Annotated in this window: 19 protein-coding genes; 7 read left to right on the forward strand and 12 right to left on the reverse strand. The window is 69.1% G+C overall.

The features are described 5' to 3' along the window. Nucleotides 1–1008, reverse strand: coding sequence for a nonaprenyl/(2E,6E)-farnesyl/geranylgeranyl diphosphat synthase (gene grcC1 / locus BST38_RS17865; protein WP_181792001.1), 1008 nt, complete (start codon nucleotides 1006–1008; stop codon nucleotides 1–3). A gap of 21 nt (nucleotides 1009–1029) precedes the next feature. On the opposite strand from grcC1, the gene menJ reads away from it, so the two are divergent. The 3 genes from menJ (at nucleotide 1030) to BST38_RS17880 (ending at nucleotide 3454) form a co-directional block, all read left to right on the forward strand. After that, a complete protein-coding gene (menJ, locus tag BST38_RS17870) occupies nucleotides 1030–2280 on the forward strand; it encodes a menaquinone reductase MenJ (protein WP_083144754.1) in 1251 nt (416 codons plus the stop codon). Nucleotides 2281–2368: 88 nt separating this feature from the next. Further along, entirely contained in the window at nucleotides 2369–2800 is a 432-nt protein-coding gene (locus BST38_RS17875; RefSeq protein WP_083144756.1) for a GAF domain-containing protein, read from the forward strand. 171 nt (nucleotides 2801–2971) lie between these two features. Further along, nucleotides 2972–3454 carry a YflT domain-containing protein gene (locus BST38_RS17880; RefSeq protein ID WP_083144758.1) on the forward strand — a complete coding sequence of 161 codons (483 nt, stop codon included), beginning with the start codon at nucleotides 2972–2974 and terminating at the stop codon, nucleotides 3452–3454. Nucleotides 3455–3514: 60 nt separating this feature from the next. Here the strand turns inward: BST38_RS17880 and BST38_RS17885 are convergent, their stop codons facing one another. Together BST38_RS17885 and BST38_RS17890 are read right to left on the reverse strand one after the other, a co-directional pair. Beyond that, on the reverse strand, nucleotides 3515–4573 hold the full coding sequence (locus tag BST38_RS17885) for an alpha/beta hydrolase fold domain-containing protein (RefSeq protein ID WP_083144760.1): 1059 nt from the start codon (nucleotides 4571–4573) through the stop codon (nucleotides 3515–3517). Between the two features lie 128 nt (nucleotides 4574–4701). Beyond that, the gene (locus BST38_RS17890) at nucleotides 4702–5388 is read right to left on the reverse strand and encodes a demethylmenaquinone methyltransferase (RefSeq protein ID WP_083144762.1); all 687 of its coding nucleotides are present in this window, start codon (nucleotides 5386–5388) and stop codon (nucleotides 4702–4704) included. Nucleotides 5389–5481: 93 nt separating this feature from the next. Here BST38_RS17890 and BST38_RS17895 point away from each other — a divergent pair, with 93 nt between their 5' ends. Then, nucleotides 5482–6306, forward strand: coding sequence for an SDR family oxidoreductase (locus BST38_RS17895; RefSeq protein WP_083144764.1), 825 nt, complete (start codon nucleotides 5482–5484; stop codon nucleotides 6304–6306). Between the two features lie 5 nt (nucleotides 6307–6311). Then, on the forward strand, nucleotides 6312–6497 hold the full coding sequence (locus BST38_RS17900; RefSeq protein WP_083144765.1) for a hypothetical protein: 186 nt from the start codon (nucleotides 6312–6314) through the stop codon (nucleotides 6495–6497). A gap of 2 nt (nucleotides 6498–6499) precedes the next feature. On the opposite strand, the gene BST38_RS17905 is transcribed toward BST38_RS17900, so the two are convergent. The 5 genes from BST38_RS17905 to BST38_RS17925 are packed head-to-tail and all read right to left on the reverse strand — an operon-like array spanning nucleotide 6500 to nucleotide 9743. Continuing rightward, a complete protein-coding gene (locus tag BST38_RS17905; protein ID WP_083144767.1) occupies nucleotides 6500–7333 on the reverse strand; it encodes a class I SAM-dependent methyltransferase in 834 nt (277 codons plus the stop codon). Between the two features lie 25 nt (nucleotides 7334–7358). After that, entirely contained in the window at nucleotides 7359–7652 is a 294-nt protein-coding gene (locus BST38_RS17910) for a cytochrome C oxidase subunit IV family protein (RefSeq protein WP_083144768.1), read from the reverse strand. Nucleotides 7653–7654: 2 nt separating this feature from the next. After that, nucleotides 7655–8251 carry a cytochrome c oxidase subunit 3 family protein gene (locus BST38_RS17915; RefSeq protein WP_083144769.1) on the reverse strand — a complete coding sequence of 199 codons (597 nt, stop codon included), beginning with the start codon at nucleotides 8249–8251 and terminating at the stop codon, nucleotides 7655–7657. Nucleotides 8252–8259: 8 nt separating this feature from the next. Beyond that, on the reverse strand, nucleotides 8260–9003 hold the full coding sequence (locus BST38_RS17920) for a hypothetical protein (protein ID WP_083144770.1): 744 nt from the start codon (nucleotides 9001–9003) through the stop codon (nucleotides 8260–8262). After that, nucleotides 9000–9743, reverse strand: coding sequence for a hypothetical protein (locus BST38_RS17925; protein WP_083144894.1), 744 nt, complete (start codon nucleotides 9741–9743; stop codon nucleotides 9000–9002). Before BST38_RS17925 ends, BST38_RS17920 begins: the two co-directional genes overlap by 4 nt. 198 nt (nucleotides 9744–9941) lie before the next feature. On the opposite strand from BST38_RS17925, the gene BST38_RS17930 reads away from it, so the two are divergent. After that, the gene (locus BST38_RS17930; RefSeq protein WP_181792000.1) at nucleotides 9942–10547 is read left to right on the forward strand and encodes a TetR family transcriptional regulator; all 606 of its coding nucleotides are present in this window, start codon (nucleotides 9942–9944) and stop codon (nucleotides 10545–10547) included. Between the two features lie 3 nt (nucleotides 10548–10550). Here BST38_RS17930 and BST38_RS17935 read toward each other — a convergent pair whose 3' ends face one another. Continuing rightward, nucleotides 10551–11678 carry a glycosyltransferase family 4 protein gene (locus BST38_RS17935; RefSeq protein WP_083144771.1) on the reverse strand — a complete coding sequence of 376 codons (1128 nt, stop codon included), beginning with the start codon at nucleotides 11676–11678 and terminating at the stop codon, nucleotides 10551–10553. Between the two features lie 125 nt (nucleotides 11679–11803). On the opposite strand from BST38_RS17935, the gene BST38_RS17940 reads away from it, so the two are divergent. Next, nucleotides 11804–12484 (forward strand): DsbA family protein, encoded by a 681-nt coding sequence (locus BST38_RS17940; RefSeq protein WP_083144773.1) that lies wholly within the window; start codon nucleotides 11804–11806, stop codon nucleotides 12482–12484. Here the strand turns inward: BST38_RS17940 and BST38_RS17945 are convergent. The 3 genes from BST38_RS17945 to BST38_RS17955 are packed head-to-tail and all read right to left on the reverse strand — an operon-like array spanning nucleotide 12481 to nucleotide 15418. After that, nucleotides 12481–12990: a DUF3592 domain-containing protein gene (locus tag BST38_RS17945; RefSeq protein ID WP_083144775.1), complete on the reverse strand. Its 510-nt coding sequence runs from the start codon at nucleotides 12988–12990 to the stop codon at nucleotides 12481–12483. The genes BST38_RS17940 and BST38_RS17945 overlap by 4 nt on opposite strands. Further along, nucleotides 12987–14636: a 2-succinyl-5-enolpyruvyl-6-hydroxy-3-cyclohexene-1-carboxylic-acid synthase gene (gene menD, locus BST38_RS17950; RefSeq protein ID WP_083144777.1), complete on the reverse strand. Its 1650-nt coding sequence runs from the start codon at nucleotides 14634–14636 to the stop codon at nucleotides 12987–12989. The genes BST38_RS17945 and menD overlap by 4 nt, the downstream gene beginning before the upstream one ends. After that, nucleotides 14636–15418 carry an alpha/beta fold hydrolase gene (locus BST38_RS17955; RefSeq protein ID WP_083144779.1) on the reverse strand — a complete coding sequence of 261 codons (783 nt, stop codon included), beginning with the start codon at nucleotides 15416–15418 and terminating at the stop codon, nucleotides 14636–14638. The genes menD and BST38_RS17955 overlap by 1 nt, the downstream gene beginning before the upstream one ends. Nucleotides 15419–15477: the final 59 nt, after the last annotated feature.

Genomic DNA, 15477 nt, shown 5'->3' on the forward strand with positions numbered 1-15477 from the left:
TCAGCCGTGACGGTGGATCGTGTAGTCGATCAGGCTGGCCAGCGCGTGGCGGCCGGGACCGTCGGGCAACTGGGCCAGCTCGAGCTCGGCTTCCTTGGCGTAACCGATCACGGTCTCCTTGGCCTTGCGAATGCCCTGCGAGCCGCGCAGCAGGCGCAGCGCCTCGGCGACCTCGTCGTCGTCGGTGACGGGGCCGCGCAGCAACTCCCGCAGCCGGTCGGCGTCCGGGCCGGTTTCGCGCAGCGCGTACAACACCGGCAGGGTGTGCACCCCTTCACGCAAGTCCGTGCCAGGCAGCTTGCCCGACTCGTCGGCGTCGCTGTCGATGTCGATGATGTCGTCGGAGATCTGGAACGCGGTGCCAACGATCCCGCCCAGCTTCGCCAGCCGCTCGATCTGATCCTCGTCGGAGCCGGAGAACGTCGCACCGAACCGGCCCGACGCCGAGATCAGGCAGGCCGTCTTCTCGTAGACCACCTTCAGGTAGTGCTCGACCGAATCGACCTGATCGGCGGCGCCGCGGGTCTCCCGCATCTGGCCGGTGACCAGCAGCGCGAACGTGTCGGCGATGATGCGCACCGCCTCCGGACCCAGCCGGCTGGTCAGCCGTGACGCCGTCGCGAACAGGTAGTCGCCGGCCAGGATCGCGATGTTGTTGCCCCAGCGGGCGTTGGCACTGGGCGCACCGCGGCGGACCTGCGCCTCGTCCATCACGTCGTCGTGGTACAGCGTGGCCAGGTGCACCAGCTCGATGACCGCCCCGGCCACCGTGACCTGCCACGCGTCCGGGTCGGGGCCCAGCTGCGCGGACAGCACGGTGAACAGCGGACGGAAGCGCTTCCCGCCGGCCTGGAAGAGATGGTTGACCGCCTCGGCCATCAGGACGTCGGCTTTGCCCAGCTCTTCGGACATCAGGGCCTCGATACGGGCAACCCCGTCGCGGACGTCCTGGGCGAATTGGGCATCGCCGAAGTCCACTCCCGCCACCACGTTCGCCGGTGTCCTCACACAGCCAACATACTGTGAGACATGGACTCAGCGGCGGCCGGAGCTAGCCCGGCGACCTCCAGCGCCGATGTCGTGGTGGTCGGCGCCGGACCTGCCGGGTCGTCGGCGGCGGCGTGGGCGGCCCGGGCCGGGCACGACGTGTTGGTGGTCGACTCCGCGCAGTTTCCCCGCGACAAGGCCTGCGGGGACGGGCTGACGCCGCGGGCGATCGCCGAGATGCGGCGGCTGGGCCTGGGGCCGTGGCTGGAGGGGCGCATCGCCCACCGCGGGCTGCGGATGTCGGGGTTCGGCTCGGACGTCGAGGTGCCGTGGCCGGGGCCGTCGTTCCCGGCGTCGTCCAGCGCGGTGCCGCGCACCGAGCTCGACGAGCGGATCCGGCTGGTCGCCGTCGACGACGGCGCGAAGATGAAGCTGGGCGTCAAGGCGGTCTCGGTGGAGCGGGATTCGTCGGGCCGGGTCTCGGCGGTGGTGCTGGACTCCGGCGAGGTGGTGCGGTGCTCGTCGCTGATCGTGGCCGACGGGGCACGCTCCACGCTGGGACGCGTGCTGGGCAGGCAGTGGCACAAGGAGACCGTCTACGGCGTCGCGATCCGCGGCTACATCGGCACGCCGCGCTCCGACGAGGAGTGGATCACCTCACATCTGGAGCTGCGCTCCCCCGCCGGTGAGGTGCTGCCCGGATACGGCTGGATCTTCCCGCTCGGCAACGGTGAGGTGAACATCGGCGTCGGCGCCCTGGCCACCGCGAAACGCCCGGCCGATGCGGCGCTGCGGCCACTGCTGTCGTACTACACGGACCTGCGCCGCGCCGAGTGGGGCTTCGACGGCGAGGCGCGCGCGCCGTTGTCGGCGCTGCTGCCGATGGGCGGCGCGGTGTCCGGGGTGGCCGGGCCGAACTGGATGCTGATCGGCGATGCCGCGGCGTGCGTGAACCCGCTCAACGGCGAGGGCATCGACTACGGGCTGGAGACCGGGCGGCTGGCCGCCGCACTGCTCGGGTCCGGGCCGTATACGTCGGCATGGCCGGCGCTGCTGCACGAGCACTACGCGCAGGGGTTCTCGGTGGCGCGCCGGCTGGCGTTGCTGCTGACGTTCCCGCGGTTTCTGCCCGCGGCGGGCCCGCTGGCGATGCGGTCGTCGGCGTTGATGAAGATCGCGGTGCGGGTGATGGGCAACTTCGTCACCGACGAGGACGCCGACGCGGTGGCCCGGATCTGGCGCGGCGCGGGCCGACTGTCGGGCCGCATCGACGAGCGCCGCCCGTTCTCGTGAGGACCGTCCCCCCTCTGGCGCGAGCGTGCGAGTCTGCGGGCGACACGCCGTCACCGTCGGCTACGACGCGCACACTCGGGCGGCGGCGGTGACGTCGGTCTACCGCGCACCGTTGCGCTCCCGCAGCGACGACGTCGCGTTCGACCTGACCTTCGACCGCGCGCAGGCGTTGGGGCTGTGCGGATTCGGCCGGTTCGGCGACGCCGAGCGGCTGGCGCGGCGGGTGGAGAGGTTCGCCGACGTGCCCGACGGGTCGTTCGTGTGGACGCGTGACCCCGACGGCCTGTACCGGCTGGGCCGGATCGACGGGCCCTATGCCTACGACGCCGACGGCGAGGCCGTCGACCTCGTCCACGTCCGACCGTGCCAGTGGCTCGATATCGCGTTCAGCGAATCCCGTTGCCCGGCAGCGGTGATCGCGACGTTCGGACGCGGCGGACGGAACTTCCAGCAGATCAACGACGACCACGTCGGCGAGGAATCGACTCGAATATGGGGACAGTCTTTGCGACGCCCGTAGACGCCGAGCACACGCGCGATACCGCGACGCGCGCCTGAACGGCCACTTGGGGACCCTGAACAGCAGACGGTCTCGTAGCCTGAACCCTGGACGGTTTCACGCCGGGCCGGTTGCCGGTACCCGTGGTGGCCGCCCGCTCGCCCGGCACCGATGCTCAACCCGGAGGTAGCAGTGACCAACCTGAGTGAACCCCACGAGCAGCACGGCGACCCCAAACCTGCCCCGCGGCAGGTCATCGCCTCGTTCGACAACTACGCCGACGCACAGCGGTTGGTCGACCGGATGTCGGACGGCGGCTTTCCTGTCGAGCACGTGCGCATCATCGGCGACGAATTGCGCACGGTCGAACGCGTCGTCGGGCGGATGACGAAGGGCAGGGCGGCGTTCGCGGGTGCTGCCAGCGGTGCCTGGTTCGGGTTGTTCATCGGTCTGCTGCTGGCGATCTTCACCGTCGGGCCCGTGTGGATCGTGACGATGCTGACGGCTCTGGTGATCGGCACGTTCTGGGGAGGCGTGTTCGGTTTCGTCGCCCATGTCGCCACCGGAGGCGAGCGGGACTTCGACAGCGTCAAGTCACTCGAGGCACGTCGCTACGACGTCTGCGTCTCAGCCGAGTTCGCCGCCCAGGCGGCACGGTTTACCCAAGCTCCCTGACGAACAACGCGGGTGGGTCTGCCCACACCGTCGGATCTCATCCAAGCCCTGACCCGCTTGTCAGCCCAGGGATTTCGCGAAACCGCTGACGTCGCGCACGCTCGCGGCGAACACGTCCGGCATCGCGCTCCCGAACAGCAGATCGCCGCCGTGGCAGGTGCCTGCCACCACCCGTCCGACGGTCGGCACGCCGGCGCGCAGCAGCCTCCGGTAGTACTGCAGCCCCTCGTCGCGCAGCGGGTCCAGCTCGTTGACCGAGATCACATGCGGTGGAAGGCCTTTGAGATCCTCATCGGTGGCCATCGACGCCCAGCACGTCGCGTCCCCGGAATGCGTCCCGTCAGGGTCGTACAGGGAGCCCAGCAGAGCCAGTTGTTCGCAGCTGATGAAGTAGCCGTCGTTCTCTTTCAGCGACGGCAGGTCCTCGCAGTCCTGCTGCCACCGGTTCGAGATGTACGGGCACTGCGCGTAGAAGCCGGCGATCTCGCCGATCCAGCCGTCCCGTTTCGCCTTGTGCGCCAACGTCAACGTCAGGTTTCCGCCGCCGGACTCCCCGGAGACGACAAGATGGCTGATGCCGAGTGCGTCGCGGTGGCTGCCGGCCCAGCGCGTCGCGGCTGCGCAGTCGTTGAGTCCGGCCGGGTACGGGTGCGGGCCTAATTTGCCTGCGGAGTTGCGGAATTCGACACCGACGACCACCACGCCCGTCGCCGCGAGATGTTCACGCAGCAGGACGTAGGCCCGGTCAGCCGCGCTGGCGATCGCCATGCCGCCGCCGTGCAGGTGCACGATGCCGGGCAGCGGCGCCGACGCGTCGTCGGGCCGGCTGACGTAGACGGTGATGTCGTTGCCGTCGGCGCCGGCGATGGTCGATGCCGTCGTGGTCACGCCGGAGGCGGCGGGCAGGTCGGTGCCGAGGGCCTCGAAGACCGCGCCAACCGCTTCCTCGCTCATCGCCGCGAACGCGTAGCGGTCCTGCAGCGGCGAGTCGACGGTGAGGCCGCTCGACGGCAGTCGGCCGTCGAGGCCGAACCGGGCGAACGCCTCGACCATGCGTGGGTCGGAGCGCGGGTCGGTGCTGAGGGTGGCGTCGGGATCAGCGTGGCGTCCGAGGAGCATGCCGTGACGCTAGCGCCGCCGGGCGTGCGAGCGTGCGGTTTCTCGGTGCCGAGCGTGCGCGATGTGGCCCAAAAACGCGGCGTGTCGGCCGCAGACACGCACGCTCGCGCAGGAGGTGAGGGTGAGGGTCAGGGTTTGGTCGCGGCGTGCAGCGCGACGATGCCGCCGGTGAGGTTGCGCCAGCGCACGTCGGACCAGCCGGCAGCCTCGATGCGGCGGGCGAGCTCGGCCTGATCGGGCCAGGCACGGATGGACTCCGCCAGATAGACGTAGGCGTCCGGATTCGACGACACCGCCGTGGCCATCGCCGGCAGCGCCTTCATCAGGTACTCCTTGTAGACCGTCGAGAACACCCCGTTGGTCGGCGTGGAGAACTCGCACACCACCAGCCGTCCGCCCGGCCGCGTCACCCGCGCCATCTCCCGCAGCCCCGCCGAGTGGTCGACGACGTTGCGCAGCCCGAAGCTGATCGTCACCGCGTCGAACACCCCGTCGGCGAACGGCAGCCGGGTCGCGTCCCCGGCCACCTTCGGCACCCGGCGCGACGCGCCCGCGGCCAGCATCCCGACCGAGAAGTCCGCGGCCACACACCACGCCCCCGAGCTGGCCAGCTCCACGGTCGAGACCGCGGTGCCCGCGGCCAGGTCGAGCACCTTGTCGGTCGGCGAGAGCCGCAGCGCCTCGCGGGTGGCGCGCCGCCAGAACCGGTCCTGGCCCAGCGACAGCACGGTGTTGGTCAGGTCGTAGCGCCGCGCGACCCCGTCGAACATCGACGCCACTTCATGGGGGTTCTTCTCCAGCGAGGCGCGGTTCACGCAGCCGAACGTATCAGGCAACCGGCTGGGGGTTCCCTGTGCGCCGGTGGGCGCGGGGAATCAAATCCGCCATTGCGGGCATTGATCCCGAGCATGAGCGAAAAAGTCTGGTTCATCACCGGCGCATCGCGCGGGTTCGGCCGTGAGTGGACGATCGCCGCACTTGAGCGCGGTGACAAGGTGGCCGCCACCGTCCGCGACCTGTCCACTCTCGACGACCTGTCCGCCAAGGACGGCGACGCGCTGCTGCCGCTGAAACTCGACGTCACCGACCGCGACGCCGACTTCGCCGCGGTCAAACAGGCTCACGACCACTTCGGCCGGCTCGACATCGTCGTCAACAACGCCGGCTACGGCCAGTTCGGCTTCATCGAGGAGCTGTCCGAACAGGACGCGCGCGACCAGTTCGAGACGAACGTGTTCGGCGCGCTGTGGATCACCCAGGCGGCGCTGCCGTTCCTGCGGGCCCAGCGCAGCGGCCACATCATCCAGGTGTCCTCGATCGGCGGTATCACCGCATTCCCGAACGTCGGCATCTACCACGCGTCGAAGTGGGCGCTGGAGGGCTTCTCCCAGGCGTTGGCCCAGGAGGTCGCCGAGTTCGGCGTGCACGTCACGCTGATCGAGCCCGGCGGATTCGACACCGACTGGGCCGGATCGTCGGCCCGGCGCGCTCCCGAACTGCCCGACTACGCCGACGCGCACCGCAAGTCGCAGGCTGAACGCTCGTCACGCAACGCCAAGCCCGGCGACCCGCAGGCCTCGGCGGCGGCGCTGCTCAAGGTGGTCGACGCCTCCCCGCCGCCGCTGCGGGTGTTCTTCGGCGAGGTTCCGCTCGGGCTGGCCAAGGCCGACTACGAAAGCCGGCTTGCGAACTGGGAGAAGTGGCAGCCCGTCGCGGTCGAGGCGCAGGGCTGACGGCGATGGTCCGCGTCCAGCGTTCAGGACGCGCGTCGCTCTACGGGATGCTGCTGACGGCTGCGGCGGTGCTGTTGTGCTGGCCCGCGACGGCCATCTCGGTGACCTGGGTGGCCGCGACGGTGTACCTGACCGCGGCGCTGGCGGCGTCGGCCGGGTTCGCGATGACGCTGCGCGGTGCGCAGACCTAGGCTCAGCCGAATTCGAGCAGGGTGTAGGCGCCGCGGTAGTTCTTCAGCGGCTTGAACCGCCAGAACGCCGGAAACACCTTCTCGAAGAAGAAGCCCCTGCCCTGCGGCATCGGCAGGTCGTGGACGGCCTTGATGCCGGGCACGGTGTGCACCAGGTCGGCCAGCTGCGCCGCCGACAGGCTGAACGGCATCGGCGGCACCCGGTACCGCGACGACGAGCGCACCCCCTTGGGCGCGAACTTCTTCACCATCACCGGCGGCAGGTCGAAGATCATCTGCCCGCCCGGGAACCGGCTCGCGCAGGCGGTGATCAGTCCCATCGCCTCATCGGGTTGCAGGTACATCAGCAGACCCTCGGCGGTGATCAGCACGCCGTTGCTCGGGTCGACGGCGTCCATCCAGCTGTAGTCCAGCGCGGACTGCGCCAGCGTGGTGATGCGCGGCGATCCGGGCAGCACCCGCTTGCGCAGCGCGATGATGGGTTCGAGATCGACGGTGACCCACCGGAACCGGGCGTTCGGTATGGCGGCGTCGAGCCGGAAGAACGTGGTCTGCAGACCCTCGGCGAGCGCGACGACGGTCGCGTCCGGGTGCTGCGCGAGGAAGGACTTGGTCGCCCGGTCGAACGCCAACGACCGCAGGGCCATCTCCTGGCCCTTGCGTTTACCGAACTTGTCGAAGTCGAAGTCGATCGAGTCGACCACCCGCACCGCCATCGGATCGTCGATGATCGCGTGCGGGTGCCGCGCCTGATAGGCGCGGCCGTTGAGGGTCAGCAGCGCCGTCTCTGAGACGCCGGCCAGCGCGCTGGCGTCGATCTTGCCGTCGGGTTCCACCCCACGAATCTACCGACAGCCGGTATCAGACCAGATAGATGGCGAAGACGACGGCGAACAGCAGGATCAGCCACGCCGCCAGCGACCGCCTCAGCCAGCGCGGCGCGGTGTGCACCTCCATGAAGTTCCGGACGATCAGGTGCACCTTGACCAGGGTGAGGGCGAGCACCAGCACGGTGATCGCGGTGCTCGGCGCGACGGTCTCGGTGAAGTGCGCGGGGGCCAGCCACCAGGACCCGACGGTGATCGCGGTCAGCACCGCCCACGTCCATGTGATGACGCGGATGCCGGAGCCGGGTGTGGTGGTGGTGTCGGTCATCGTCACCTCATCACGTAGAGCAGACCGAAGATGATCACCCACAGCAGGTCGACCATGTGCCAGTACACCGCCCCGGTCTCGACCATGGATATCCTGCGCCGGAACGGGTTCCGCAGTTCGCGTACCACGACCCCGAGCACGATCAACCCGATCAGCACATGCACCAGGTGCACACCGGTCAGCACGTAGTAGAAGGCGAAGAACATCTCCGAGTTGGTATGTCCCGTAATGATCTTGGCGTACCACTCGTAACCCTTGAACGCGATGAACAGCAGCCCGCACAGCCCACCGCCGTAGATGTAGTTGATCGCCTGCCGGTGGGATCCGGCGCGGGCGGCCAGCACGCTGCGCGCGACGAACCAGGAGCTGGTCAGCAGGATGACGGTGTTGAGCACGCCGATGTTGATGTCGAGATGCTGCTGGGCGGCCAGGAATCCGCCGGGGTCCATGGTCCGGTAGATCATGTAGACGACGAAATAGCCGGCGAAGATGACCAGGTCGCCGAGCACCATCACCCACATGTGCACGTCGCCGGGCAGGTGGCCTTCGCCGGGACGACGGTCCGGTCGGGTCTCGGAGATCGATTCCGATTGCGTCATGGCGCCTTTCAGTCCAGACCCGGGGAATCGGCGGGCTCCAGCGCGGTCGCGCGGCGCAGCAGCATGATCAGCGCGCCCAGCCAGATGCTGAAGATCACCACCGACCACCAGAAGGACAGGGAACCGTTCCACGCGAACGGGCCCGAGTAGTTGACGAACATCTGGGTCGCGATCACCTCCGTGACGATCTGCCAGATCGTCACGTAGGCAAACCATTTGGGGAAGATGTCGTTTTTGTCGTAAAGGATCGCGATCGCGAAGACGAGATAGGCCGCCGAGAAGCAGCCGAGGGACCCGTTGTAGGACAGCATCCCGAGGTCGTAGAGCAGGCTGACGATCTCGGGGTCGCGGTCGACCCGGAACGTCGCCGTCAGGAAGCACACCGCGACCAGCAGGAAGCCCGGCAGCGCACCCACACCCATGCCACCGATGTAGCCGTAGGCGAACACCTTGCCGACCGACATCCGCATCATGTGATACGCGACAAGGCCATTGGTGACCGCCGCGCCGCCGAGCAGGATCAGCAGCAGCACGAAGCCGATCTGGATCGTCAGCGAATTGGTCGCCAGGAAGTTCACCTTGTCGGCCGCGGTGACATCGGGTCGCGGCGGCGGGGTGACCCGCGCCATCAGGCAGATGATCACCCCGAAAACGGCGTACCAGGCCGGGAAGAACCAACACACCAGCCGCACATCGCGTTTCCCGCCCGGCGCCTGGCCGTCGGTGACCCGGACGGCATCGAGCAGGCTCACCGGAGCACGCCTTCATCGCGGGCCTGCCGCAGCACCGCACGGCGCAGCACGAAGAACATCACGACGACGAACACCGCGAACGCGCCGTTGCGCAGCCAGAATGACAGCACGCCATCCCATGCCAGCGGCCCGCTGGTGAACACCGCGGCGCCCGCGGCCGGGATCATCGCGATACCGGTGGCCAGCGAGTAGTGCCCGACCCAGCGCGGGAAGACCGGGTCGGGCCCGTCGTCGAAGTAGACCGCGACGGCCAGCAACACGAACTGGGTGACGACCATGCCGACCGGCGCGATGAACACGATCCAGGCGAGATCGTTGAGCAGCATGATCAGCTCAGGGTCGCGGGCCGGGCGGAACGCGGCCACCAGGAAGAAGATGTTCGACAACGCGAACGTCGTCGCACCACTGACCACCGCGGTCAGATAGCAGTACGCGAACACGTGGCTCTGAGTCTTCATCCGCTTCATCTGGGCCACGATCACCATGAAGAACGGCAGGATCATGATGCCGCACAGGTTGAACGTCACCTGGCTGAACCGGATCCACGCGGTGTTGTCGGCGTAGAACGATGCGACCTCGTCGGCCGACAGCAGCGGTGACATCGGCGGCCAGAAGCCGGGGAAGGCCAGCAGCGCCACCAGCAGGATCACACCGACCGCGGGCCCGGTCCACAGACTGACCCACTGCGCCTTGATGTTTCCCGCCTTGGGCAGGTCCTGCACCTGTTCCAGGATCTGCACCGTGACCTCCATCAGTGACTCAAGTCAGATCGTGTACGCCGACATCCCGCGACCGAAAGTGCCGAAAACCGTTCGCGTATCGCGGCTAACGCTAGCGGTCGACGACATCGAACGGAAGCATATTTTCTGATTCAAGTCAGTTTGGTTGCCGCTGGGCGTAAGGTCGGAAACCGGGTAGGCCTCCGAACGGAGCTACATATGGTGCTGAGAGAGCAGAAATCCGAGCGCGGCCGCAAGGGTCTGCAGACCCGTGAGCGGCTGCTCGGCGCGGCGATCGCCGAGTTCACCCGTGCCGGTCTGGCCGCCGCCGACATCGGCGCGATCGTGTCGGCGGCCGGGGTCGCGCACGGCACGTTCTTCTTCCACTTCCCCACCAAGGAACACGTGCTGCTGGAGCTGGAGCGGCGCGAGCAGGACCGTATCGCCGCCGAACTGACCCGGTCCTACCGGCGCCCGCACGACGTACGGACCACCCTGACCAAGGCGGTCGACGCACTCGATGGCCTCGAGCGCAGGCTGGGCAACCGATTGTTCAAAGACTTCCTGGCGCTGCACTTTTCGACCACCCGGCCGCCGTCGGAGGAGTGGACCGCCCACCCGGTGATCGTCGCGGTCGTCGAAGACCTGCAACGCGCCCAGCAGCGTGGCGAGATCCCCGCCGAGGTCGACGTGATGCTCAACGGGGTGTCGTTCCTGGTGGGGCTCTACGCCCTGCTGATCACGCTGCCGCCCTCCCCCGCGATCCGCGAACCGGTCGTCGCGGAGTACCTGACCACCTACCTGTACGGGCTACGCGCACAATAGCGCTCACGCGGCGCGCCGGGCACGGGTGCCGATCACCGCCTCGTAGTGCCCGACCAGTTCGGTGCAGATCGACGGCCAGGTGCGGCCCAGCACGCTGCGGCGTGCCGCGACCGAGTAGCGGCGGCGCTCGGCGACCAGATGGTCCACCGACGTCGACAGCCGCTCACCGAACTGGGCCACCGGCAACAGCAGCCCGGTGCGGTACGACGCGACGAGGTCCCGCGGTCCGCCGGCGTCTGGCGCGATCACCGGCAGACCGGAGGCCATCGCCTCCTGCACGGCCTGGCAGAACGTCTCGTGTTCGCCGGGGTGCACGAACACGTCCATGCTGGCGTACGCCGCGGCGAGCGCCGGGCCGTACAAGGCGCCGGTGAACACTGCTCGCGGAAAACTGGTTTCGAGTTTGGCGCGGTCGATCCCGTCGCCGACGATCACGACCTGCACGTCGTCCCGGTCGTGCAGCGGCGCCAACCGCTCGACGTGCTTCTCGGGGGCCAGCCGGCCGACGAACCCGACGATCGGTTTCCCGCCCGGCGACCAGGACCGGCGCAGCGCCTCGTCACGCCACGACGGCGCGAACCCGGTGACGTCGACGCCGCGTGCCCACCGATGCACCCGTGGCACACCGTGCTCGACAAGGCTTTCCATCGCGGCAGTGGACGGCGCCAGGGTGCGGTCGGCCTTGCTGTGCAGGCGCCGGGTCCAGGCCCACGACGCCCGGGAGAGCGCACCGGCGCCGTAGCTGCGGGCGAATCCGGCGACGTCGGTCTGGTACACCGCGACCGCCGGGACATCGAGATACCGTGCCGCGTGTACGCCGCCCCAGCCGAGCAGTGCGGGCGACGCGAGGTGCACCACGTCGGGGTCGAAGCCGCGCAGCACACCGGCCATCCGGGGACGTGGAACGCCCAGCGGCAGCGACGTGACCTTCGGGAACATCGCCGACGGCACGCGGTGCACGCGGACCCCGGCGTGCACCCGGTCGGCGGCCGGTTGTCCGCGCGGCGTATCCGGGGCGATGACCAGCACCTCGTGGCCGGTGCGGCGCAGGTGCTCGATCACCCGCAGCACCGAGTTGGTGACGCCGTTGACATTCGGGAGGAACGATTCTGCGACGATTGCGACGCGCACACCGCGACAGTGACAGCGTCACCTGTCGGCAAGGTTGCGCCCAGGGATATGTCGCACGAAGAACGGGTGCGGCGCCGGCACACGAAAAGCGTGCCTGCCGGTCGGACCGCTGTGAGGATGGTGCCATGCGTCTGCTACGCCCGCTGGTCGCGCTCACCACGCTCGGACTGCTGCTCGGCGCGGTCGGCTGCGCCCGCGAGGTCACCGGCAGCCCGGCGGCCCCGGCGCCGGCCCCGTTGGCGTTGTCCGAGGACGGCTACGGCATCGTCGCGGGATTCGGCGACGCCCCCGCCAGGATCGAGATCTACGCCGAGCCGCAGTGCAGCCACTGCGCCGACCTGCAGCGCGAGTTCGGCGACCGGCTGGCTTACCACGTCGCCGTCGGAGACCTGCAGGTCACCTACCGTCCGCTGACGTTCCTCGACGACGACTACGACGGATACTCGTCCACGGTGGCCAACGCGTTGTTCGCCGCCGCCGAGGCGATCGACGACTCCGCGGCCACCGGCACGCAGTTTCAGCGCTTCGTCGAACAGTTGTGGGTGAACCAGGATCCCGGCGGGCAACCGTTCTCCGGCGACGAACTGTTCGCCATGGCCGTCGACGCCGGGATCCCGGAAAGGGTGGCCGAGCACCTGGCGGGCCCGCAGGAGGCCGTCGACATCGTCGACATGGAGAACACCAACTTCGACCTGCTCTTCGAGGTCGACCAGATCAACACCGGCACCCCGACCGTGTACGACCTCGACGCCGGGGAGAAGATCGACCTCGCCGAAGGCTGGCTCGACGAACTGGTCGGACCCTAGACCTCGACCCGGCGGGTGCGCCGCTCGATCAGCACCGTCGCGCCGAGTGCCGCCGCGGCGATCAGCCAGGCGACCACCGCGATCGAGCCGGCCGGGATGATCGCCAGCGACGCGTTGCGGTGCTGCACCCGCACCAGATCCGGGTTGTTGACGTCGTATTCGACGTAGATACGCATCCCGTTTTCCAGTTCGGACGGGTAGAGCACCCCGAGCTCGGGACGATAGGTGATCCGGTCGGGGGTGACGAACTCGATGGTCGAGCGCCTCGGCCCGGCATCGAGCACGGTGGCCTCGGCGACGCCCATGTGCCGTTCGATCTGCCGGTCGTTGCGCCAGGCCCCGAACACCAACAGGATCGACTGCAGGGTGACCAGACAGGCCAGCACCACGATCCCGATCCGGATGCGGCGGAACACCTTCGCGGTACGGTCCTCGTCGTGGGTGCCGAAGAAGAACGCGGCGAGCTGCGGACGCGCCCTGTCCCACAACGCTTTCGCGTCGATCACAGGCTCGCCTTGATCGACGCGTGCAGCGCCCGCAGCGAGGACCGGTCGGCCTTGACCTCCAGCACCCGCATCCCGTCGAAGTCCTCCTCGAGCGCGGCCGCCAGCTCGGCGGCCTCGATCTGGGAGCTCTCCACGTGATAGGCCCGGCACAACGCGCCGACGTCGACGTCGTGCGGGGTGCCGAAGATCCGCGACGACACGTCGGAGAACCGCGGATCGCCCTGTTCGAGCAGCTCGAAGATGCCACCGCCGTTGTCGTTGGACACCACGATGGTCAGTTTGCGCGGGGTCGGCTCCGTCGGGCCGACGAGCAGACCTGAACTGTCGTGCACGAACGTCAGATCCCCGATCAGCGCCACCGTGCGTCCGCCGTTAGCGCGTTCGTGCGCCAGTGCCGCGCCGATCGCCGTCGACACCGTGCCGTCGATCCCGGCGACACCGCGGTTCGAACGCACCTTCACGTCGTCGGTGTTGAAGCCCACCAGCGCCATGTCCCGCACCGGGTTCGACGCGCCGAGCACCAACTGGTCACCGGGACGCAGCGCATCGGCGACCACCGCCGCCACGTGCAGCCCCGTCGTCAGCGGGTGCGCGGCGAGCTGGTTGCGCACCGCGTCGATGGCGTGCCGGTGCACTTCGGCGCAGCGGCGCAACCACGCCGGCGACGCCGCACCGCTGGTGACGGCCCGGGTGCCGGTGGCCTGCGAGTTGCCCGACACGTCGGGCCAGCGCGGCCCGGTGGTCAGCGCGAACACCGGGACCGCCGGGTCGGCCAGCAGCGCCGACACCGGACGGTGCAGCGTGGGACGGCCCAGCATGATCACCTGCTTGGGCCGAATCAGGTTCAGCGCCAACGGGTGCAGCGGGGTGGCCGCATGTGGTGCGGTGGGCTCGGCGACCGTCGGCAGGTGCGCGAGGTTCGGGTGCACACCCGCGCCGTGCCCGGCGATCACGACAGTGTCCGGGGTCAGATCGATCTCGAGCGGCTGGTCGAACGTGACGGGCGGGGTGTGGGTCCACGACCTGCCGTCGGGACGGCCGTCGGGGGCGTAGGGCACCGCCGGTGCGGCGCCCGGGTCCGCGTCGGGCACCAGCGGCTCCCGCAGCGGGATGTCGAACTGCACGGGTCCGGCGTTGGCCGACCGGGAACCCGTGGCGGCCACCAGAACTCGGCAGGTGGCCGAGCGCCACTGGGCGTTGAGCGACTCCATGTCGGCGTGCTCCTCGGCCAGGCCGAGGCTGATGCTGGCCCGCACCTGGGTGCCGAAATAGCCGAGCTGCTCGAAGGTCTGGTTCGCGCCGGTGCCGAGCAGCTCGTAGGGCCGGTTGGCGGTCAGCACGATCAGCGGCACCCGGGCGTAGTTGGCCTCGACCACCGCGGGCCCGAGATTGGCGACCGCGGTGCCGGAGGTCATCGCGACGCAGACCGGGGCCCGCTCGGCGACGGCGAGCCCGACGGCCAGGAACCCGGCGGTGCGCTCGTCGATGCGCACGTGCAGCCGCAACCGGCCCGCGCGGTCGGCGTCGTGCAGCGCGAACGCCAGCGGCGCGTTGCGCGACCCGGGGCACAGCACGACGTCGCGGACACCGCCGCGGATCAGTTCGTCGACGACCACCCGAGCCTGCGCCGTCGAAGGGTTCACCATTACAGGGTATCGGCGAAGAAATTGAGGATCGCGGTGTTGACGACCTCGGGCTTCTCGATGAATCCCAGGTGACCAGTGTCCGGGATCTCCAGGAAGCGGCCGTTGGGCAGCGCGTTGGCGACCTCGCGGCCGAGGTGCGGCGGCAGCACCACGTCGTCGGCGAACCCGATCACCAGCGCCGGGGTGGTGATGGACTGGTAGGCCGCCAGCCGGCTCTCCAGCGGCGCGACGCTCAGCTGGGTTCTGATCCCCGGCGTCGGCTTCTGCGGCCACATCGTGAACATGTCGATCCAGTCCCGGACCGCATGCTCGTCGTTCAGGGTCTTCGGCGAAAAGCTTTCCAGCAAACGCACTTTGGCGTCGAACTCGGCGGGCAGGTCGATACCGGAGTCGGCCAGCGCCCGCTCTCCCTGCCAGAAGAACTCGCGGGTGCGGTCGTGGCGGCCACGGGTGGCCATCAGCACCGCCGAGCGCACCAGCTCGGGGCGGGCGACCATCAGTTCCTGCGCGATGAACGATCCCATCGACACCCCGACGATGCGCACCGGCGCCAGGTCGAGCTTCTCGATCAGCGCGGCGGTGTCGGCGACCATCGTCTCGGTGGTGAACCCGTCGGCGTTCTCGGTGGCGCCGATGCCCCGGTTGTCGAACGTCACACATCGGTAGCCGGCGCGGGCGAACACCGGCACCTGGTGCAGGTGCCAGGTGCGTCCCGCACCCCCACGACCTGCGATGAAGAGCACCGGATCGCCGGTACCGCGCTCGTCGTATGCCAAATTCACCCCGCCGACGGTACTCAGTTGTGAATCGGGCGCGCTAATCCACCCTGAACGTCGCTTTG

The sequence above is a fragment of the Mycolicibacterium parafortuitum genome, assembly GCF_002086815.1.
Taxonomy (GTDB): Bacteria; Actinomycetota; Actinomycetes; order Mycobacteriales; family Mycobacteriaceae; genus Mycobacterium; species Mycobacterium parafortuitum.

Bases quoted from the DNA above. Each gene is read 5' to 3' on its own strand.
- BST38_RS17915 (WP_083144769.1), bottom strand. From the start codon at position 8,251: ATGACGCAATCGGAATCGATCTCCGAGACCCGACCGGACCGTCGTCCC.
- BST38_RS17910 (WP_083144768.1), bottom strand. From the start codon at position 7,652: ATGACCGACACCACCACCACACCCGGCTCCGGCATCCGCGTCATCACA.
- BST38_RS17885 (WP_083144760.1), bottom strand. From the start codon at position 4,573: ATGCTCCTCGGACGCCACGCTGATCCCGACGCCACCCTCAGCACCGAC.
- menJ (WP_083144754.1), top strand. From the start codon at position 1,030: ATGGACTCAGCGGCGGCCGGAGCTAGCCCGGCGACCTCCAGCGCCGAT.
- BST38_RS17900 (WP_083144765.1), top strand. From the start codon at position 6,312: ATGGTCCGCGTCCAGCGTTCAGGACGCGCGTCGCTCTACGGGATGCTG.
- BST38_RS17895 (WP_083144764.1), top strand. From the start codon at position 5,482: ATGAGCGAAAAAGTCTGGTTCATCACCGGCGCATCGCGCGGGTTCGGC.
- BST38_RS17930 (WP_181792000.1), top strand. From the start codon at position 9,942: ATGGTGCTGAGAGAGCAGAAATCCGAGCGCGGCCGCAAGGGTCTGCAG.
- menD (WP_083144777.1), bottom strand. From the start codon at position 14,636: ATGGTGAACCCTTCGACGGCGCAGGCTCGGGTGGTCGTCGACGAACTG.
- BST38_RS17940 (WP_083144773.1), top strand. From the start codon at position 11,804: ATGCGTCTGCTACGCCCGCTGGTCGCGCTCACCACGCTCGGACTGCTG.